We start from the raw sequence: 19,320 nt of genomic DNA on the forward strand, positions 1-19,320 counted from the left end.
CGGGCGCCCTCACGCCTCCGCTACAGCATTTTCTGCACTAGCTCCTTTACCTCTCGGCGCCGGATCTTGCCGATCAGGTCCGTCGGCATCTCGTCGATGATGAAGTAGCGGCGCGGCACCTTGTAGCGGGTTAGGCCCTCGCGAGCCCACTCGCGCACAGCCTCCTTGTCGAAGTCGGCCTCGCTCACACCGTCCGCCAAGACCACTGCTGCGACGACCTCCTCGGAGCCGTCTTCCTGCGGCAGGCCGATCACGCCGGCATCCTGAATCTGCTCGTGCTCCTCCAGGAACTCCTCCACCTCTGCCGGGTAGACGTTAAACCCGCCGGTGATGATCATTTCCTTAATACGCGAGACAATCTTGATGAAGCCGTCCGGCTCCATCACTGCCATGTCGCCGGTGCAGAACCAGTCCTCGTGGAAAGGCTGATCCTCGTCCGGGATGTTGATGTACCCGTTGAACACCTGGCGGCCGCGGGCCAGCAGCTCACCGGCCTCGCCGTCCGGCATGGTCTTGCTGAAGTCCTCTGGATCAGCCACGCGCAGCTCCGTATCGGGGAAGGGAACTCCAATGTAGCCTGCGCGACGCTCCGGGGTGACGGGGTTTGCTACAAGGATCGGCCCGGACTCGGTCAGGCCGTATCCCTCGACGATTTTGCCTCCAGTCTTTTTCTCCCATTCCAGGGTGGTGTGTACCGGCAGGGGAGCGGCGCCGGATAGCGCGTTGGCGATGCCCCTTAGGTCCAGGTTGTGCTCCTCGGCTGCCGCCAGGATCTTGTCGTACAAAGTCGGCACGCCCGGCATATAGGTGGGAACCTCGCGCTTTAGCTGGTCCACGATCAGCGGGATTTCTGGCTTCGGCAACAGTAGTAGCTTGCCGCCGGTGGATACGGCCAGCGCTGCGGTCAGCGTCAGCCCGTAAATGTGGAACAGTGGCAGCGCCGCCAGGAACCGCTCCTGGCCGCGCTCGCCAATGCCGCTGATCCACGACTGGCCCTGGACGACGTTGGACATAATGTTGCCGTGCGTAAGCTGTGCGCCCTTCGGCTTGCCGGTGGTGCCGGAGGTGAACAGGATGAACGCGGGGGAGTTCTGGTTCGTCGCGGGATCATTCTGGATGTCGGAGCCGTCGCCGCCGAACTTGGGGCTCTGTAGCTGGGAGAACGGAATTGTGCCCGGAGCATCGCCATGCAACTGCTCGCGCTTTTCCTTCAGCGATTTGATCGGCAGCTTCAGTGCCAGACGCTTCACCAGTGGCATGGCCTCGATCATGTTCACGCTTACGACCTTCTCGATCGGCGTGGTGCGCGACAGCTTCTGGAATAGCGGGGCGATCTTGTCCCACACCACCACGACCTTCGCGCCGTGATCCTTGCACGGTCCTTCCAGCTCGCGGGCGGTGTACAGCGGGTTGTGCTCGGCCACTACGGCGCCTAGCTTGTGGGCTGCGAAGATGGTCATCAAGTGCTGCGGACAGTTCGGCATTGCTGCCGCCACGCAGTCGCCGGAACGCACGCCCAGTTCGCGCAGACCAGCGGCGATGCTATTGACCTGCTTGAGGAATTCTGCGTAGGTCATGGTCTGGCCGAAGAAATCCAGAATGTCGTCGGTGGCGTGGGCGGCGACGGTACGGTCGAGAAGTTTAGCCATGGTGTCGTCCGTGTACTCCAGGCTGTGCGGGGTCCACTCCGCGTAGTACTTCAGGTAGGGCTTGTCCTTCCAGGCCGTTCCTTCTGGGCGCTCGGTATCAGTCATGTACATCCCTTTGGTCTGTAGAAGCGGTCTTTAAAAAACGTGATCCACGTTACTTTGGCACCCTAGCTAACTTTCTTGTTTTCTTTGGGGGATTTAAGCAAAATTTATTGACGCCACTACCACCCCCAGCTCCGCCCTAATCTGTCTAAGCTGGGGCGGTATGCGCGTCGCTATGATCTCCATGCACACCTCACCCCTCGAGCAGCCTGGTACGGGGGATGCGGGCGGGATGAACGTGTACGTCAAAAATACCGCTGAGCAGCTGGAACGTATGGGCGTCACCGTCGATGTATTTACTCGTGCAACGCGTCCACTGCAGGGCGAAGTGGTCAATGTTCGGCCGGGGTTGCGGGTGATTAACTGCGTGGCTGGCCCCTACGAGGGGTTATCAAAGGAAGAACTGCCCACGCAGCTGGCAGCGTTTACTGGGTCGATCCTGGCTTTTTGCCGCGAGGAAGGGGTGACCTACGACCTGATCCACTCGCACTATTGGCTCTCCGGGCAGGTCGGATGGCTGCTGCGCGATTTGTGGCAAATCCCTTGGGTGCATACCGCGCACACGCTAGCGGCAGTGAAGAACAACTCCTTGGCCGATGGTGATTCGCGCGAGCCGGAATCGCGCCGCATCTGCGAGCAGCAGATTGTGGACAATGCGGACTTGTTGATCGTCAACACGGACCAGGAGGTGCAGGATCTTATTGAGGGGTACGACGCCACAACGTGCGCTATTAAAGTCGTCCCGCCTGGCGCAGATGTCAACCGGTTTACGCCTGGATCGGATCGCGCGACTGAGCGTTCCCGCCGCGAGCTGGGCATTCCCTTCCGCGCGAAGGTCATTGGGTTCGTCGGCCGGCTGCAGCGGTTGAAGGGCCCGCAGGTGCTACTGCGGGCAGTGGCGGAGTTGCTGCGCCGGCACCCCCAGCAGCAGGTGGCCGTGGTGATCTGCGGTGGATCTTCCGGGGCTGGCGGCAACGAGTTGGAGCGGCTGCAGTTGTTGGCCGAGGAGCTGGGGATCAGCCGTTGGGTACGCTTCCTGTCTCCGCGCCCGCCCGAGGAACTGGTGGGTGTGTATCAGGCGGCCGACATTGTGGCGGTGCCCAGCTACAACGAATCTTTCGGACTGGTGGCGCTGGAGGCGCAGGCGTGCGGCACACCGGTCGTGGCCACTCGGACGGGTGGTTTGCCGATCGCAGTGGACGATGAGAAATCGGGCCTTTTGGTGGAAGGGCACGATACGGAGGCCTGGGCGGATGCTTTGGGCAGGCTTGTGATGGATGATGACTTGCGGATCGCTATGGGGGAGTATGCCCCTAGCCATGCTGCGAAATTCTCCTGGCAGGCAACTGCGGAAGCTCTGTACGGCTTGTACGTAGAGCTGCCGCCGGCGGGGCACCGTGGGGAGCGCCAGCCTGCTGGGTAGAAGCCAAGCATCCAGACAAACCTCATCTCTGGACAACTGCTAATCTCCATAAAAGGATTGGAAGAATAGTTTCATTACACTTTCTCAAAGCTATCTAGGAGATAAATAAGAATGCCTGGAAATGTTTACGGGGAAAATGAGGAATCGCTCGACTTGGCACGCATCGGACTGTGGTTCGTATCGATCCTATTATCACTGTCGACTATTGCGTTGTTATGTAGTTGGCTATTCTTTCACCGCTATGCAGATGCTTTTGTTGCGTCTCACTCCTCCTCATTTGAAGGGGTGGATGATCCAGAGATTCGAAGCGGCGTGATCCTTGGAGCACTCATCCTCCGTACTGTGGTCGCTCTTACCTGGGGTTTCTCTGCCGTATACCTGTATAGGGAGTTGCGGAACCGGCGCGAGCAGGCTGGGTTGATTTTGATGCTCTATGCGGGCGTGTGTCTTGTAAGTTTTTCGTACCTGGCGTTCCATGCGGATTTACCTGTGATTACCGCGGTGCGTATCGTTCAGTTAATGGTTTCAGTAACGTTATTGCTTTACCTTTTATTAAGGAAAATTCGCAGTTTTTAGTCTTGCTGAGATAATAGTTTCGTTGTTACCGTGGAGAGGTAGTTGGAAACCTTGAATCAGGAGTTTTTCGGTAATGGATCGCCTGAAAATTGAACGACTCAAAGCGGTGGTCATGTCGATCATCGCATTGCTTACATTGGTCGTTGCTGCCATGACACATGACTATGCAATGACCTGGGTGCCCGTTCTGCTAAGTGCTTTTGCTGCTTGGTTCTGGTGGAAGTGGAGCGCGCTTTCCCAGCGCGGGGAATAACTTCCTTGGATAAAGACTGAAGCTACCTGCGCCGGGGCAAGGGGAAATGTAGTTTGGTGCGTATGGATCGCACAAGGATTTGTGAACTTCTGGACGAAGCGGCAGTTGAATACACCGTCCCCGAAGGGCCGGCTGGTAATGATGGCAATGTCGTAGTTGTACTGCCGGGGGAAAAGCGCCTGAAGACGAATTGCATCTTCATCCCGCAGGATGGCATGTTCCGCGTGGAGGCCTTTGTCTGCCGTGCCGTGGAGGAAGGCCAGGAAGAGGTATACAAGCTTCTGCTGCACGCCAACCGTCGCTGCTATGGAGTGCACTACACGCTGGATCGAAACAACGACATTTATCTGGTCGGCCAGTTTTCGGACAATGCAAGTAGTGAGGAAATTCAACAGATCCTCGGCCAAGTGCTGGAGAGGGCGGATGCGGACTTCAACCGTATTTTGGAACGCGGTTTTGCGTCCTCCATCCGCCACGAGTGGGCATGGCGCCTGTCGCGCGGCGAACCCACGATGAACCTCGCTGCATTTGCACACCTCAAGCCCTCGGAACAGGAGGTTCAGTTGTTGGCTCCGCCACCGGGATCCAAGTTGGCGTCCGAAGCAAAGAGCCCCAGCACCCCCGACCTAGACGGCGCCAGCGACGGTACGGAGCGCGGTGGAGCTGACGGCAGTGACCAAGGCGAAGCGGAAGAAACAAAAGCAGACTCGGAAGAATAAACAGAATGGGCGGTGCTGCCTAAACCAGGGGCGCATGGGCGGACAACATGGCAGAATTGGAAGTATGAGCGAGCAAAATAATTCCCACGGAAATCTGATTCTGCTGCGTCACGGTCAGAGTGAATGGAACGCCTCCAACCAGTTCACCGGCTGGGTGGACGTACGACTGACTGACAAGGGCCGCGAAGAGGCAGTTCGCGGCGGCGAGATGATTAAGGAAGCCGGCCTGGAGCCGACCATCCTGTACACCTCCCTGCTGCGCCGCGCCATCACCACCGCAAACATCGCCCTCGACGCGGCGGATCGCCACTGGATCCCCGTTGTGCGCGATTGGCGCCTGAACGAGCGCCACTACGGCGCGCTGCAGGGTCTGAACAAGGCAGAGACTAAGGACAAGTACGGCGAAGAGCAGTTCATGGCATGGCGCCGCTCCTACGACACTCCGCCGCCGGCCATCGACGCTGACAACGAGTACGCACAGACCAACGACCCGCGCTACGCAGACCTGCCCGAGGTCCCGGCCACCGAGTGCCTGCTGGATGTTGTCAAGCGCTTCATTCCGTACTATGAGGAAGAAATCGAGCCGCGCGTCAAGAACGGCGAGACCGTGCTGGTGGCCGCCCACGGCAACTCCCTGCGTGCGCTGGTTAAGCACCTGGACAACATTTCCGACGAGGACATCGCGGGTCTGAACATCCCGACGGGTATTCCGCTGGTTTACCGTATCGATGCGAACGGAAAGGTCCTGAACCAGGGCGGTGACTACCTGGACCCCGAGGCCGCAGCAGCTGGCGCTGCCGCAGTCGCCGCACAGGGTCAGGCTAAGTAAACCGGACTCAGTCAAGTTTTGGGATTCTTAACCTCTGGGGTTGCCCTCGGGCTACTCATTGGGCTGATCGTCGGCGTGTGCCTAGGGGCACTCGGGATGTGGGTGTACCGCAAACGAGTGCAGGCGCAGCGCAACGCACGCACCCAACGGGAGCTCGAGGGTAACCGCGTTTCTACGGTCGCGCAGGTTCTGCACTTTGCCATCCAGTCTTCACCCGATGCGGTGGCGGTGGTGGACCGCAAGCGCAATGTGGTGCTGTCTAACCCCCGTGCCCACGAGCTCGGGTTGGTGCACGAACGGAACCTCAACGTTGAGGCGTGGAGGATGGTTGAGCGGGTCTTTGCCGACCAAGAACCTCGCGAGCTGAACTTCCTGCCGCCGCCACGGCGCAGCAACCGGCCCGTTATTGCTGTGGCCGGACAGGTGCAGCTGCTGTCCTTGGCGGATGACCGCTTCGCCGTGGTGTACGCCACCGACAATTCCGAGACCGTGCGCATGGAATCGGCTCGCCGCGACTTCGTGGCCAACGTCTCCCACGAGCTCAAGACCCCGGTGGGGGCGATCTCTTTGCTAGTGGAAACCCTCATGTCGGTGCGCGACGACGAGGAAGCAGTGGAGTACTTCGGCTCGAAGCTGATCATTGAGGTGCGTCGCATGAACCAGATGATTACCGAGCTGATTAGTTTGTCGAAGCTGCAGGGGGCAGAATCGCTGCCCGACCTGGACGTGCTGAGTATCGACAAGGTTATCGAGGAGGCGATTGACCGCTGTCGACTGGCTGCCGAGGCGCGGAACATCGAGTTGGTGAAAGACTCTCGCTCGTCGGCGATGGTGAAAGGCGATAAGGGGTTGTTGGTCACCAGTGTGTCCAACCTGTTGACCAACGCGATCAACTACTCGCCGGAAGGGTCGTCCGTGTCCATCTCCCGCGAGGTGCACAGCGATACGGTGATTATCCGTGTGACCGACCGGGGCATTGGCATTTCCCAAGACGACCAGAAGCGCGTGTTCGAGCGGTTCTTCCGTGTGGACAAAGCCCGCTCTCGCGATACGGGCGGCACGGGTCTGGGGCTGGCGATCGTGAAACACGTGATGGCCAACCACGGTGGCAGCGTTTCGTTGTGGTCCCGGCTGGGCACCGGCTCGACCTTCACCCTGGAACTACCGCGCTTCCAGGAAGGGAAGGCAAAGGAGCTGCCGAGCGGTGAGATCCCAGTGATCCCGGACGCGCAACGCCTGGATAACGCGGGGAAGGCGTACGCCGCAGGTAAGGACGGCACGCATGGCGCCACCCCGCTGGATGCCACTGCTCCGGATACCGCAGCGCCGCGTACCACCCCGCCCCACGCCGCAGAATGACCGGCGGGTTAGCGTTTGGTGATCCCCCGATGAACAGGGTGTATTGAGGGTTGCTACGCCCTTAATCCCTTGGGGCGTTACGATGGTTTCTGTAGCTGTAAAGCTTTAAGAATTTTTTGAAAGGTATTGGGCAGCTGTGACGAGCGTTTTGATTGTCGAAGACGAGCAGTCTTTGGCAGAACCTCTTGCGTTTCTGCTGAAGAAGGAAGGCTTCGAGGTCTTTATGGCCCCGGACGGTCCAACTGCGCTGGATACCCTCGCCGCGGAGGATATCGATATTGTCCTGCTGGATCTGATGTTGCCCGGCATGTCCGGCACGGAGGTGTGCCGCCAGCTGCGACAGACCTCCAGCGTGCCGGTGATTATGGTCACCGCCCGTGACAGCGAAATCGACAAGGTCGTCGGCCTCGAGCTCGGCGCCGATGACTATGTGACCAAGCCCTACTTTGCCCGCGAGCTGATTGCTCGCATCCGCGCGGTTCTGCGCCGGGGCGGCGAGGTAGAGGTCGAAACTCCAGCCGAGGACGGCATGGTGCTGCAGGAAGACCGTGTGATGATGGATGTCGAGCGCCACATCGTCACCGTCGATGGCCAGAAGGTTCCGATGCCGCTTAAGGAGTTCGACCTGCTCGAATACCTGATGCGCAACAGCGGCCGCGTGCTCACCCGTGGCCAGCTGATCGACCGCGTATGGGGTGCCGATTACGTCGGTGATACCAAGACCCTGGATGTGCATATCAAGCGCCTGCGCTCCAAGATCGAGCGGAACCCTTCCCGCCCAGAGATCCTGGTTACCGTCCGCGGCTTGGGTTACAAGTTCGAGGCTTAGATCCCGCGCCGCCGTGCTTCGACCGTCGCCGGGTGGATCGACAGTAGGGGGAACCCGCTCGGGGATACCTTCGCCATCTGCTCCCGCTGTGCACAGTGCGCCGCCAGTACCTCGTAGGCCTCTTCGCCGATCAGCTCCGTCAGCTCTTCGCGCCCGGTGCGCCACAGTGCCTCGCTACCAGCGTGACAGTTCGGATCCGAGGAGCAGTACCAGTCGAAGTCCTCGCCACCGTCGCCCCACCCGCGCCGGTTGTATTCGGTAACGGTCGTGCGCAGCATCTCCACCCCATCGGGGCGCGTTTCCCAGTCCTCGAGGCGCCGCAGCGGCACCTGCCAGCACACTTCGGGCTTCGCGGACGTCAGCTCCACGTCGTTGCGCAGTGCCCAAGCATGCAGCGCGCAGCCGCGACCAGCTGGAAAGCCTTCGCGGTTGGCGAAGATGCAGGCTCCGTTTGTCGTTACGGTTTTTAGCGCGGGCTCCATATCGCCCTCGTCGTTTTCAAGCTCGTCCCATTCGAGCCATGGCTCGATTTCGTCTGTGTTCTCGTCGTCGCTGCTGTAGTCGCTGTGTTTTTTATGACGCCCCGTCGCCTCCCATTCTTCCATTTCAGCGGGACGGTTCTGCCAGTCTTCCGCTGTGAGCTTCTCCGCGACGTTCCGCAGGGTCGCGCGGTCGTCGTCATCGGTGAGAAATGCACCGTGGGTGCAACAGCCGACGTCCGGATTTTCGGCGTCGATACCCAAACACGCTTCGGTGCCAAACCGGCAACGGTACGTGGACAGCAACCACGTGAGGTCCACCTGGATGATGTGCTCGGAATCAGCCGGGTCGATGAACTCCAACCATTCGCGAGCATGATCGGCAGGCATTTCGCGGCCCGCACGGATGGATAAATCGGCGGGCGTGCCCTCCGGATAGCCGGTGGCCAGACCGCCGTTCGACGCTCCTGATTCGATCTCCGCAGACGTTTCATTCACGCGTTCCACCGTAGACGCATTAGGCTGGAAGGCGTGCGATTAGGTGTGCTTGACGTAGGAAGCAATACTGTTCATCTGGTGGTCGTCGATGCACAGCGCGGCGGACCGCCGACCCCAATGAGCAATTGGAAAACCCCCATGCGTTTGGTGGAGTACCTGGACAAGAAGGGAGCCATCAACGACAAGGGGCAGGAAAAGCTGCTCAACGGAGTTGCCTTGGCGAAGGAGATGTCCGAGCAGTTCCGCTGCGAGGCCATGCTGTCTTTTGCTACCTCCGCGATTCGCTCGGCGGAGAATTCTGAGAAGGTGCTGGATAAGGTCGAGAAAGAAACCGGTGTGCGCCTGCGCATCCTCTCGGGGGACGACGAGGCGCGGCTGACGTTCCTGGCCGTGCGCCGCTGGTACGGCTGGTCCGCCGGACGCATCTGCGACCTAGATATCGGTGGCGGTTCGCTGGAGATGTCCATCGGTATGAACGAGGATCCGGATGTCGCCTGCAGCGTGAACCTGGGCGCGGGCCGCCTGACCCGTGAGTGGTTCGATACCGATCCACCGTCGAAGAAGAAGATCGCCGAGCTGCGGGAATTTATTGACGAGGAGCTGCAGGATCCGGTGGAAAAGCTGCTGGATTCCGGCGATATTGACCTGGCCGTGGGAACCTCCAAGACCTTTAGGATGCTGGCGCGCCTGACGGGCGCGGCGCCGTCGTCGGCCGGTCCGCGGGTGAAACGCACCCTGACCCAGGCCGGCCTGCGACAGTTGATTGCCTTTATTTCCCGCATGACCGCTGCCGACCGCGCGGAGCTGGAAGGCGTGAGCGCGGAGCGATCTCACCAGGTGGTGGCCGGTGCGCTGGTCGCCGAGGCGACGATGCGCAAGCTGGACATTGAGGTTCTGCATATGTGCCCGTGGGCGCTGCGCGAGGGCGTGATCTTTCGCCAGCTCGACCACAGTTCGGAGCTGAATTAGGGAGTTGTGGGGTGGAAGTGCCAGTTGCTTCCACCCAGGCGCGGGGGAGTAAAGTACGCTATTTGAAGACATATGTTTAAAGTGACACTCGAGGGCAGGACGGCTACGGGGATCGCTGACAGTGCGTGAATCTGCGCCGGAATGCACCGCGAGTGATCAAGTGATGGGATCAATGGATGAGTGAGAAGCTGACAGTCGCCGAACTTCTCGCCCGTAATGGGCGCGAAACCAGTTCTGCCGACACTGGCCGGCGTCGACGTCGTCACCGCAACTTGGAAAAGGGCGGCGTGTCCGTTGCCGAGCTGACGGGTTCCATCCCAGTCGTCCAGACCAATGACGATGCCGATACCCCGACTAAGAGTACGGCCGAGAGCGCGTCTGAGGGTAAGCCGACCGCTCCGAAGCCGGAGCAGGAACAGCGTTCCGTCAGCCGCACCCCAGAGCGCCCGGAAGAGAAGACTGGCCAGCTTGCCGCCACCAAGGACGCCGAGGCTAAGCCCGCTGAGGTTAAGACCCCTGAGGCGACCGAACCTGCCGCAACCAAGCCTGAGCCGGCCCAGCCCGTCAAGGCAGAACAGACCGCACCCGCCGACAAGGCTGCAAAGTCGACCTTTGGCGATGTCGCTCGCGGGAAGGTGGCCGAGAAGCCCGAGGCGGAGCCACAGGGTGGAGCCACCAAGGTGGCTGAGGTGGATGCCGCTGAAAAGGCTGACGCTCAGCCAGAGGTCACGGCAGACACCGCGGACGATTCGCCCGTCACCAGCGACGAGCACGCACAGTTCGCGGAGCTGGAGGAATCCCTCGAGGATGGCGAGGTTGTCGAGTACGAGGACGACACGATCTCCTGGCCCATGATGATCCTTCAGGCGATCCTGGCGATCGCCGTGGGTGTGGGCGTGTTCTTCGGCTTTAGCCTGGTGTGGGCAAAGGCCCCGGCGGTTCTGGCGCTGGTGCTGGCGATTGCCGTGACGCTGCTGCTGGTAGGCCTGGTGCACGCGCTGCTGCGCCATCGCGACAAGCTGCTGATGATTCTCGCCGCCATCGTTGGCCTGGTGCTAACGATCGGGCCGCGTTTGGTGCAGGGGCTGTAAAAGCCGTTTAATGCCCGGTCTTCGAAACCGGGGAGCGGTAGGGGAGGCGCGCGCCGGTGGGGGCGGCGCGAAACGAGGGATGGGGTAGCAGGAAGTCGCCAACCCTGGCACGCTGGGTTGTATGACTCAAATTGGAATTATTGGCGGAGGAAACATCGGCGAGGCTCTGCTCGCCGGAATAATTGCGGACACAAAGGATGCCGCAGACGCGAAAAAGATTATTGTGGCGGACCCGTCGCAGGAGCGACTGGATGAGCTGAAGGATAAGTACGGCATGGTCACCGCCCAGGAGGGGCGTGAGGCCGCTGAGGGCACCGATATCCTGTTCATCTGCGTGAAGCCAAACATCGTCCCGATCGTGCTGGACGAAGTGGCGGAGGTGCTAGACGGCAACTCGCAGGACACGATCGTGGTTTCGCTGGCCGCCGGCGTGACCATCAACACCATGGAATCCGCGCTGCCCGCAGGAACCACCGTTGTGCGCACCATGCCGAACACCCCCATGCTGGTCGGCCAGGGCGCAATCGGCATCGCCGGTGGTCGCTTTGCCGAGGCGGACCAGCTGAACACGGTTCAGGACATCATGTCCAAGGTCGGCGAGGCCGTCATTGTTAAGGAAAAGGAGCTGGACGCAGTCACCGCCGTCTCCGGTTCTGGCCCGGCATACATCTTCCTGGTTGTGGAAGCCATGATTGAGTCCGCCGTACAGCTGGGACTAGCCCGTCCGCTGGCCGAGAAACTGGCTATCGCCAACGTCCAGGGCGCGGCCACCATGATGTCCCAGAACCTCGCAGAAGGCGGAGATACGCCGTCTGTTCTGCGTACTAAGGTCACCAGCCCCGGCGGCACCACCGCCGCCGCTCTCCGTGAGCTGGAAGAGTCTGGCATCCGTGGAGCGTTCTTCCGTGCTATGGAGGCATGTAAGGAGCGTTCGGAGGAACTGGGCGCACCGAAGCCAGGCGCGACGGCGGCCAATAACGACGATTAGGTTGTGCGGGGGGCGCTCGCACGGCAGCGTGCCCCGCCCAAATGGGGCTAATCCCACCCCCTCGCCGATCGATCCCAGTGATCTTTTTAGGCATATCTGTTTAACACAGGTCACGCCTGTTTAACCCGGCCACGGCTGGTAACAAGTGTGAGTTTGTGGCACCCCGAGTCGTGTAAACCACTCGGGGCAATCCTCCCTCAACAGTCCCCCTTGTTGCACATTATTCACATGTTTCACGTTATGATGGTTCGCGAGCGATCACGTGTGACGTCCTGCAGGAGGGGAAGCCTGCAGCGCATGAGAGCGCAAAAGAAAGTGATGATCTATGGCTAACACCGAAAATGGAACATTTCTGACCGTCGCAGAGGTCGCTGATCTCATGCGCGTGTCGAAGATGACTGTTTACCGTCTGATCCACTCCGAGGAGCTGCCCGCCGTACAGGTCGGCCGCAACTTCCGCGTACGTGGATCCGCTGTCGAGGCGTACCTCGGAGCTTCCGAGTACAACCCCGGTCAGACCGGCTAGTCGGTTAAATTCCGCTGTCCCGCGTGCCCCGCGCCGCGGAAAGCGAGGGTTTAGCCGGTACAGGCAAGACACAAATAGTCCCCCATTTTCGGTGCCAGGCGGCTGCGGCCGTCTGCCCGGTGATGGGGGATTTTTGTTTCTCTAGGGCAGTGGGCGCTAAACTGTGGGGCATTCGTGTCTACGGATGTGAACAACTCTTGCGCAGCAGCCCATTGCGGCAGGCCGCGTACATCCGAGGGCACATATCCTCTACTGCCGTAAAAGGTCCGGCAGTGGGGGAGCAGACCTTTAATTTTAAGAGATAGCTAACCGAGAGAAACGAGGCTTACCCCATGGGTTCTGTCATCAAGAAGCGCCGCAAGCGCATGTCCAAGAAGAAGCACCGTAAGATGCTGCGCCGGACCCGCGTTCAGCGTAGGAAGCTCGGTAAGTAGCCCGCTGCCGCATATAAAAGAAACCCACCGCAGGAGCCCCCTCGAAAGGGCGTGGCCTCGGTGGGTTTTTGCGTGCACTGCCGGGGGTTCAGCAGGTTCCCCGGCGAGTGACTCTAACGCCGCTTCCGCGCCCACACTCCCGCACTACCGGCAAGCCCCAGCAAACTAACCCCTGCGGCCATTCGCACCCCGCCCCAACGCCGCAGTACGCGGCGCATCCGGCGGTAGTCGCGCACTTCCCAGCCGCGCTCCGTCGCCGCCTTGCGCAGCTTGGAATCCGGGTTGATCGCCACAGCCGTGCCGACGGTGGACAACATCGGCAGGTCGTTGACGGAATCCGAGTACGCGGTGCAGCGCTCTAGATCCAGCCGCTCGTAATTCGCCAGGGCGATTACCGCGTGTTTCTTTTCATTCCCGTGTAGCAGATCGCCGACCATGCGCCCGGTGAACCGCCCGTCCTTCACTTCGGCCACCGTGCCCAGCGCGCCGGTGAAACCCAGCTCCTTCGCGATGATCTGCGCCAGCTGCACCGGCGAGGCCGTCACCAGCCACACCTGCTGACCAGCCTGGATGTGCATGTCCGCCAGTTCCTTAGTATCCGGGAAAATCCGCTCCGAGATCGTCGCCGCCCAGATCTCCCGAGCCATCTCGATAACCTCGGATTCTTTGCGCCCCTTCACCAGGGCGAGTGCCTGCTCGCGGCCACTGGAAATGTCGTCGGCGCTTTCTTTGCCCAGCATGCGGAACTTCATCTGTACCCATATAAAGCCCACCAGCTGCTGTACCGTAAAGAAGCGCCGCTTCGCCAGCCCCCGGGCGAACAACAGGATAGAGGCACCCTTTATCAGCGTGTTATCCACATCGAAAAACGCGCCCGCACCCGCATCCTGCGGAATTGAGGGGTCGTGGTGGTCCAGGTGCCGGGGACGCTGCGCGGCGATACCGGCGCCCTCTAGGTTCGCCAAACCAGTACGCAGCTGGTCGCCTTCGATCTCGTAGCTCTCTGCCAGCTGATCCAGCTGCACCTCCGATAGCTCCCACAGTGCTTGTGGGGCGCCGATGCCGTAGCCGATCTGCAGGTTGTGTGCCGAGTCGTTCGGATGTTCCCGGCGGGGCAGGGGCGCATCCGATTCTTCGGCTGCCGTCCCCGCCTCCTGCTCCGCCGCTGGCTCTGCAGAATCGACAACGGGTTTTTCCTGGTGGCCCCTCGCCAGACGTTCGTCACGGAGTTCCCGCAGGAAGGCTTGCGTAGTCAGCGTGAGTGCGCGCAGGTATCCACGCCACTCGCTGCTGAAATCGCGCCAGCCCGTATGCCAGCCCGAATTCCGGCGCGGAGCCGGATCGGGGTGGTCGGTCGGTTCTAGAGATTCTAGATCAGGCGCTTCGTTCACATAGATAAAGTTACCCTGAAAGCGCACCGCAGGTCCCCTCAAATAGCTGCCGCACAGCTTTAGTTGTGCTTTAGTGCTGCCCCTGCTGGCGAGTAGCATGGGTGCTCGTGAGCTCCGACAGTTTTCCCGCAGATCAAGAACCACACCAGCCCGCGCGAGTGCAGCTAATCAGCCGCTCGACATGTGGCTCCTGCGCGCGGGTGCTTCAGCAAATCTTGCCCATCGCGCAGCGTTTCGGCACAACGGTGGAAGTGATTGAGCTGGACCGTGGTGGCGTCGCCAAAGAAAAAGAAGAATTGGCACTAGAGTTCGGCGATCGCGTCCCCGTGGTGCTCGTCGACGACGAGGAAGTCGCGTGTTGGGAAATCGACGACGAGGAGCTGATCGCGGCGCTCGAGCAGAACGGCCAGAGCAGCTAGAGAGACTAGAGCGGCTAGAGCAACACTGTGAGTGGGGGGAGTGGAGCCCATATATCAGCTGTGCGAACTCGTTTTGGCAACGGGGTGGGTTAAGGGCTACCGTAGACACTCGTAACAACTTGGGAGTGAGCCCCGCGCGCCCGCCACCCCAAGTGATCCCCGCAGGAGGCATGAAGACGTATGAGTAGTAACACCCGGACTGGTTCCGCTTCGGTGTTGCTGGTTGGACTGTCTTTCCACTCGGCTCCGGTGGCCATGCTGGAGCAGGCGACGGTGGCTGATGCGGATCTGCCCAAGCTGCAGCTGTCACTGGTTGATAACGACGTGATCTCTGAGTCGCTAGTGTTATCTACCTGCAACCGCATGGAGTTTTATACCGTCGCCAATGCTTTTCACTCCGGGCTGGATCACATTGTGGATACGGTCGCGCAGTTCTCCGGCCTGCAGGCGGCGGACCTCGAGCCGCACCTTTATGTGCACTACGCGGACTCTGCTGCGGAGCACATGCTGAAGGTTGCCTCTGGCCTGGATTCGATGGTCATTGGCGAACAGCAGATCATCGGCCAGCTGCGCAGTGCCTACCAGTCGGCGAACGAGACGGGCACGGTCGGGCGCACGTTGCACGACCTCACTCAACGCGCCCTGCGGACGGGCAAGCGCGTGCACTCCGAGACTGCTATCGATTCGGCGGGGGCCTCCATGGTGTCGTTCGCGGTGGGCCAGGCGCTGCGCTACATAGAGCCCGGCCGTGCTCTTTCTGCTGTGGTTGATGACGCCCCTTCGTCCCACCCCCTCGCCGGCCACCGGGCACTGATCATTGGTGCGGGGGCGATGGCATCCCTGGCTTCCACCCACCTGGGCAAGCTGGGCATCGACCACGTGACCGTGGCGAACCGCACGCTGTCGCGGGCGGAGAACCTGGTGAGCCACGCGCGCGAGGCGGGAGTGGATGCCTCCGCCGTGCCGCTGGATGGGGTGGCAGACTGCTTGGCGGCGGTGGACATTGTGGTCTCTGCAACCGGCGCGGTGGGCACCGTGGTCGGCGAGCAGGCCGTGCGCGATGCTGTGAGCGGCAGCGCCGGTAGGGGTACAAAGGTGCTGATTGACCTGTCGATGCCCGCAGACATCGAGCGCTCCGCGGCGGACATCGACGGCGTGAAGTTGCTGAACATAGAGGAACTCACCACGATGGCCGGCGATAGGTCGCCGGATGAGGAACCGGCGCGCGTGATTGTGGCCGATGAGCTGCAGAGCTTCTTGGAACAGCAGCGGGCGCAGTCTGTGGTGCCCACCGTCAAGGCCTTGCGCAAGAAGGCCGGCGAGGTGATGGCCGAAGAACTGATGGCACTGGAACGCCTGACCCCCGACATGTCGGAGGCCGACCGCGCGGCAGTGGCTAAGTCGATGAAGCGTGTGGTGGACAAGCTGTTGCACACCCCGACGGTGCAGGCGAAGAAGCTTTCCGCTGATGGCCAACACGTCAGCTACCCGGATGCGCTGGCGGCACTGTTCAACCTTCCCAACGGGATGGTGGAATCGGTAACACAGCCGGGGCAGGCTAATGCAGGACCGGCCCAGACCGCGGGTATTGCTGGAGGCAATGCTGGGGGCACTTCTGCCCGCGCCGATCAAATTCCAAGCACGGCTCGCATTAGTCAGGTAGCGAAGGAGGCATAAGACTTTCCATGTCTAATACGTCCAACAAGAACACCTCAGCTGCAGAGGACGCTCGTACGTTTCTGATCGGTACGCGCCGGTCCGCCCTGGCTACGACGCAGACCAGCCACGTCCGTGCGGGTATGCTCACCGCCGGATTTGAAGCGGAGCTGCACATCGTTCAGACGCCGGGCGATGCCTCGCAGGCGGCGCAGACCCCGGTGGCGCAGATCGGCGTGGGGGTATTCACAGAGACGCTGCGCAAGGCGCTCGAGTCTGGTGAGTGCGACGTGGCCGTGCACTCCTTCAAGGACTTGCCGACCGCCCCGGACCCGCGTTTCTGCACTGTCGTCCCACGTCGCGTGGACCCGCGCGAAGTGCTGGTCAGCCGCAACAGCGAGACCCTACTGGAGCTGCCGCAGGGCGCTAAGGTCGGTACGTCCGCCCCGCGCCGCGTCTCCCAGATTCGTGCAGTGCGCCCAGACCTGGAGCTGCTGCCTCTGCGCGGCAACATTGATACCCGCATGGGGCGCACGGAAAAGGATCTGGACGCGGTCGTTTTGGCCCGCGCCGGGCTGGAGCGCGTGGGCCAGCTGGACCGCGCCGCCGAGTCGATCGACCCGTCCACGATCATGCCCGCACCCGCGCAGGGCGCGCTCAGCGTGGAGGTTCGTGCCGACGACGAGGCCGCCTGGCGAGCAGTTCGCCACCTGGACCACCTGCCCAGCCACATGGCCGCTGTCGCAGAACGCGCTGTGCTTTCCACCCTGGAGGCTGGTTGTACCGCCCCGGTTGCCGCGTACTCGCTGTGGGTAGAGCCGGAAGGCTCTTTAGGCGCGACAGACAGCGCGGAGGCAAGTGTGTCAACCGGTGCGCCACAAGCCACACAGCATGTTCTGCGCGTGTTCGGCGGCGTGTTTGCCATGGACGGCTCCCGCAAACTGGTGCAGGTCAGCGAGGCCACTTTCGGTATTTCGGACCCGACGTCGGACGAGGGTTTCCCCGCCGCCGAGGAGCCGCAATGGCGCGAGTACATAGATGCCGCCAGAGCTCTAGGCGCCGGCATAGGCAGAGCGTTGCTCGCGGACGGTGCCGCCGAGTTAGTGGCTGAGGCCGATTAGCTGTTTTCTTCGGGGCTCCTCTACGGCGCCCCCCGCCCTCACACAACACCGGCACACTGCCGTAGCTCCCTTAAGCTGCAGGCGCACGGCCAGTGAAAAAAATTTTTAAAGACTTACGCACAGACCCAACAAGTTAGAAAGTTCCACTATGACCGATTCCGGAATTGCCCAGGTAGGAGGCATTGATTCCGCCACGGTGGCGGCAGTTACCGACCTGGCTCCCACTGGACACGGCCGGATCCTCTTCGTCGGCGCGGGCCCCGGAAACCCGGAGCTGCTGACCATCCGCGCGCGCGACATCCTGGAGACCACCGCCCATGCGTGGGTGGATCCGTCCGTGCTGGAATCCGTGCGGAACATCATCGCCACCCGCCTGCCGGTGCCGCAGTATAAGCTGGACGCCGCCGAGGCAGAGTGGGAAGCGAAGGTTAAAGCTGCGAAAGAGGCCGGTGCGCGTCGCCGTCCGCCGCGGCCCGCCCCGCCCACCGCAGCTGAGATCGTGCTGGCCGCCCCCGCGGCAGCAGATGGCGCGTCGCAGGCCAATAGCGAGAGCGCAGAGGTCGACAGCGGAAAAGCAGAGCTGAGTACGGTAGCTCCGGACGTGCTGGCCGAGCAGATGATCGCTTGCGCCAAGGCGGGTAACGACGTGGTGCGCCTCGTCGCCGGTAATCCGCTGAGCAACCCTGCCGTGATGGATGAGCTACAGCACGTGGCCGCCAGTTCCGTGGATTTCCAGGTCATCCCGGGCATGACGGGTTCCGTGGCCGTCCCCGCGTTCACCGGAATTGGTGTGGGACCGGATGTGACGGAAGCTGACGTGCGCGGCGGCACGGACTGGGATCAGCTGGCTGCCGCAGGTCTGCCGCTGATTCTGACCGCCGCCCCGGGCGACCTGGCGACCATCGCCCAGGAGCTGAAGTTGCGCGGCATCCCCGGTTCCACCCCCGCGACCGTCACTTTGCACGGCACTACCCGCCGTCAGCGCAGCTACGATGCCAGCTTGGATACGTTGAAGTCCATCGTCACGCAGTCCGGCCCGGCCTCCAAGGATGGCGAGCTGCCCGGAGAGCTGATCGTCACCCTGGGCTCTCAGGTGGGCAACCGCTCGAAGTACTCCTGGTGGGAGAATCGCGCGCTGTACGGCTGGACTGTACTGGTGCCGCGTGCCAAGAACCAGGCCGGCCCCATGAGCGCCCGGCTAGCCTCGCACGGAGCCATTCCGGTGGAGGTGCCCACCATCTCCGTCGAGCCGCCCCGTAGCCCAGTCCAGATGGAGCGTGCCATCAAGGGGCTGGTCGATGGCCGCTACCACTGGATTGTCTTCACCAGCGTGAACGCAGTGAAAGCCGTGTGGGAGAAGCTGCGCGAGTTTGGCCTGGATGCCCGCGCCCTGGCGGGCGTGCGCGTGGCCGCTGTCGGCCCGAAGACCTCCCAGGCGGTGAAGGAACTGGGCATCACACCCGAACTCCTGCCGAAGAAGGACGCGCGCAACGCGGCGGGCCTCGTAGATGTCTTCCCACCGCACGACCCGGACCTGGACCTGGTGGACCGCGTGTTGCTACCGCGTGCCGATATCGCTACCGACGTGTTGGTCGATGGTCTGATCGAGCTGGGCTGGGACGTGGAGGACGTCGTGGCCTACCGCACTGTGCGGGCCGCACCTCCGAGCCCGGAGATCCGCGACATGATTAAGACCGGTGGCTTCGACGCGGTCTGCTTCACTAGTTCTTCGACCGTGAAGAACCTGGTGGGCATCGCAGGCAAGCCACATACCCGCACCATCATCGCCTGCATCGGGCCGATGGCTGCGCAGACCGCCCGTGAGCACGGCTTGCGCGTCGACGTTATGCCCGAGGCCGCTGGCGTACCGGAGTTGGTGGACGCCCTCGCTGCCCATGTGGCCGAACTTCGCGCAACTGGGCAGCTTCCGCCGCCGCGGAAGCGGAGGCGGCGTCGTAAAAAGGCGAACGAGAAAAAGGACACCGGGGCCTAACAAGCCCGTCCGGGCG

At 61.8% G+C, this 19,320-nt stretch carries 19 protein-coding genes; 16 read left to right on the forward strand and 3 right to left on the reverse strand.

What is annotated here, in order from left to right; all coding sequences use genetic code 11:
• Window positions 1-20 precede the first annotated feature (20 nt).
• On the reverse strand, window positions 21-1,754 hold the full coding sequence (locus ACKFRT_RS09530; protein WP_408925123.1) for a long-chain-fatty-acid--CoA ligase: 1,734 nt from the start codon (window positions 1,752-1,754) through the stop codon (window positions 21-23).
• Window positions 1,755-1,914: 160 nt separating this feature from the next.
• On the opposite strand from ACKFRT_RS09530, the gene mshA reads away from it, so the two are divergent.
• From mshA to ACKFRT_RS09565, 7 genes are all read left to right on the forward strand, one after another.
• Entirely contained in the window at window positions 1,915-3,174 is a 1,260-nt protein-coding gene (gene mshA / locus ACKFRT_RS09535) for a D-inositol-3-phosphate glycosyltransferase (RefSeq protein ID WP_408925124.1), read from the forward strand.
• A 111-nt stretch (window positions 3,175-3,285) separates the two neighbouring features.
• Entirely contained in the window at window positions 3,286-3,750 is a 465-nt protein-coding gene (locus ACKFRT_RS09540; RefSeq protein WP_408925125.1) for a hypothetical protein, read from the forward strand.
• 73 nt (window positions 3,751-3,823) lie between these two features.
• The gene (locus tag ACKFRT_RS09545) at window positions 3,824-4,003 is read left to right on the forward strand and encodes a hypothetical protein (protein ID WP_293790822.1); all 180 of its coding nucleotides are present in this window, start codon (window positions 3,824-3,826) and stop codon (window positions 4,001-4,003) included.
• 62 nt (window positions 4,004-4,065) lie between these two features.
• Window positions 4,066-4,722, forward strand: coding sequence for a YbjN domain-containing protein (locus tag ACKFRT_RS09550; RefSeq protein ID WP_408925126.1), 657 nt, complete (start codon window positions 4,066-4,068; stop codon window positions 4,720-4,722).
• Between the two features lie 64 nt (window positions 4,723-4,786).
• On the forward strand, window positions 4,787-5,551 hold the full coding sequence (locus ACKFRT_RS09555; RefSeq protein ID WP_296215376.1) for a phosphoglyceromutase: 765 nt from the start codon (window positions 4,787-4,789) through the stop codon (window positions 5,549-5,551).
• Between the two features lie 18 nt (window positions 5,552-5,569).
• The gene (locus ACKFRT_RS09560; RefSeq protein WP_408925127.1) at window positions 5,570-6,910 is read left to right on the forward strand and encodes a sensor histidine kinase; all 1,341 of its coding nucleotides are present in this window, start codon (window positions 5,570-5,572) and stop codon (window positions 6,908-6,910) included.
• 136 nt (window positions 6,911-7,046) lie between these two features.
• Window positions 7,047-7,739, forward strand: a complete 693-nt coding sequence (locus ACKFRT_RS09565; RefSeq protein ID WP_296215371.1) for a response regulator transcription factor — start codon at window positions 7,047-7,049, stop codon at window positions 7,737-7,739.
• On the opposite strand, the gene ACKFRT_RS09570 is transcribed toward ACKFRT_RS09565, so the two are convergent.
• Window positions 7,736-8,608, reverse strand: coding sequence for a hypothetical protein (locus ACKFRT_RS09570; RefSeq protein WP_408926098.1), 873 nt, complete (start codon window positions 8,606-8,608; stop codon window positions 7,736-7,738). The genes ACKFRT_RS09565 and ACKFRT_RS09570 overlap by 4 nt on opposite strands.
• 141 nt (window positions 8,609-8,749) lie before the next feature.
• On the opposite strand from ACKFRT_RS09570, the gene ACKFRT_RS09575 reads away from it, so the two are divergent.
• From ACKFRT_RS09575 to ACKFRT_RS09595, 5 genes are all read left to right on the forward strand, one after another.
• The gene (locus tag ACKFRT_RS09575; RefSeq protein WP_408925128.1) at window positions 8,750-9,685 is read left to right on the forward strand and encodes a Ppx/GppA family phosphatase; all 936 of its coding nucleotides are present in this window, start codon (window positions 8,750-8,752) and stop codon (window positions 9,683-9,685) included.
• 176 nt (window positions 9,686-9,861) lie between these two features.
• Complete coding sequence (locus ACKFRT_RS09580; protein ID WP_408925129.1) at window positions 9,862-10,776, forward strand: hypothetical protein; 915 nt, start codon at window positions 9,862-9,864, stop codon at window positions 10,774-10,776.
• A 121-nt stretch (window positions 10,777-10,897) separates the two neighbouring features.
• A complete protein-coding gene (gene proC / locus ACKFRT_RS09585; RefSeq protein WP_408925130.1) occupies window positions 10,898-11,764 on the forward strand; it encodes a pyrroline-5-carboxylate reductase in 867 nt (288 codons plus the stop codon).
• Window positions 11,765-12,089: 325 nt separating this feature from the next.
• A complete protein-coding gene (locus ACKFRT_RS09590; protein ID WP_005292138.1) occupies window positions 12,090-12,290 on the forward strand; it encodes a helix-turn-helix domain-containing protein in 201 nt (66 codons plus the stop codon).
• Window positions 12,291-12,622: 332 nt separating this feature from the next.
• Entirely contained in the window at window positions 12,623-12,724 is a 102-nt protein-coding gene (locus ACKFRT_RS09595; RefSeq protein ID WP_003855542.1) for a 30S ribosomal protein bS22, read from the forward strand.
• A 113-nt stretch (window positions 12,725-12,837) separates the two neighbouring features.
• Here ACKFRT_RS09595 and ACKFRT_RS09600 read toward each other — a convergent pair whose 3' ends face one another.
• A complete protein-coding gene (locus tag ACKFRT_RS09600; protein WP_408925131.1) occupies window positions 12,838-14,115 on the reverse strand; it encodes an HAD family hydrolase in 1,278 nt (425 codons plus the stop codon).
• A gap of 107 nt (window positions 14,116-14,222) precedes the next feature.
• On the opposite strand from ACKFRT_RS09600, the gene ACKFRT_RS09605 reads away from it, so the two are divergent.
• The 4 genes from ACKFRT_RS09605 to ACKFRT_RS09620 all read left to right on the forward strand — a co-directional run bounded on the left by ACKFRT_RS09605 (window position 14,223) and on the right by ACKFRT_RS09620 (window position 19,304).
• A complete protein-coding gene (locus tag ACKFRT_RS09605) occupies window positions 14,223-14,534 on the forward strand; it encodes a glutaredoxin family protein (protein WP_408925132.1) in 312 nt (103 codons plus the stop codon).
• Window positions 14,535-14,714: 180 nt separating this feature from the next.
• The gene (locus ACKFRT_RS09610) at window positions 14,715-16,211 is read left to right on the forward strand and encodes a glutamyl-tRNA reductase (protein WP_408925133.1); all 1,497 of its coding nucleotides are present in this window, start codon (window positions 14,715-14,717) and stop codon (window positions 16,209-16,211) included.
• Window positions 16,212-16,219: 8 nt separating this feature from the next.
• Window positions 16,220-17,311, forward strand: a complete 1,092-nt coding sequence (hemC, locus tag ACKFRT_RS09615; protein ID WP_408925134.1) for a hydroxymethylbilane synthase — start codon at window positions 16,220-16,222, stop codon at window positions 17,309-17,311.
• A gap of 148 nt (window positions 17,312-17,459) precedes the next feature.
• Window positions 17,460-19,304, forward strand: a complete 1,845-nt coding sequence (locus tag ACKFRT_RS09620; RefSeq protein WP_408925135.1) for a uroporphyrinogen-III synthase — start codon at window positions 17,460-17,462, stop codon at window positions 19,302-19,304.
• Window positions 19,305-19,320: the final 16 nt, after the last annotated feature.

This window comes from Corynebacterium jamesii (assembly GCF_046097395.1).
Taxonomy (GTDB): domain Bacteria; phylum Actinomycetota; class Actinomycetes; order Mycobacteriales; family Mycobacteriaceae; genus Corynebacterium.

Bases quoted from the DNA above. Each gene is read 5' to 3' on its own strand.
- ACKFRT_RS09580 (WP_408925129.1), top strand. From the start codon at position 9,862: ATGAGTGAGAAGCTGACAGTCGCCGAACTTCTCGCCCGTAATGGGCGC.
- ACKFRT_RS09550 (WP_408925126.1), top strand. From the start codon at position 4,066: ATGGATCGCACAAGGATTTGTGAACTTCTGGACGAAGCGGCAGTTGAA.
- ACKFRT_RS09595 (WP_003855542.1), top strand. From the start codon at position 12,623: ATGGGTTCTGTCATCAAGAAGCGCCGCAAGCGCATGTCCAAGAAGAAG.
- hemC (WP_408925134.1), top strand. From the start codon at position 16,220: ATGTCTAATACGTCCAACAAGAACACCTCAGCTGCAGAGGACGCTCGT.
- ACKFRT_RS09610 (WP_408925133.1), top strand. From the start codon at position 14,715: ATGAGTAGTAACACCCGGACTGGTTCCGCTTCGGTGTTGCTGGTTGGA.
- ACKFRT_RS09545 (WP_293790822.1), top strand. From the start codon at position 3,824: ATGGATCGCCTGAAAATTGAACGACTCAAAGCGGTGGTCATGTCGATC.
- ACKFRT_RS09620 (WP_408925135.1), top strand. From the start codon at position 17,460: ATGACCGATTCCGGAATTGCCCAGGTAGGAGGCATTGATTCCGCCACG.
- ACKFRT_RS09555 (WP_296215376.1), top strand. From the start codon at position 4,787: ATGAGCGAGCAAAATAATTCCCACGGAAATCTGATTCTGCTGCGTCAC.
- ACKFRT_RS09590 (WP_005292138.1), top strand. From the start codon at position 12,090: ATGGCTAACACCGAAAATGGAACATTTCTGACCGTCGCAGAGGTCGCT.
- ACKFRT_RS09530 (WP_408925123.1), bottom strand. From the start codon at position 1,754: ATGACTGATACCGAGCGCCCAGAAGGAACGGCCTGGAAGGACAAGCCC.
- mshA (WP_408925124.1), top strand. From the start codon at position 1,915: ATGCGCGTCGCTATGATCTCCATGCACACCTCACCCCTCGAGCAGCCT.
- ACKFRT_RS09570 (WP_408926098.1), bottom strand. From the start codon at position 8,608: ATGCCTGCCGATCATGCTCGCGAATGGTTGGAGTTCATCGACCCGGCT.
- ACKFRT_RS09540 (WP_408925125.1), top strand. From the start codon at position 3,286: ATGCCTGGAAATGTTTACGGGGAAAATGAGGAATCGCTCGACTTGGCA.
- proC (WP_408925130.1), top strand. From the start codon at position 10,898: ATGACTCAAATTGGAATTATTGGCGGAGGAAACATCGGCGAGGCTCTG.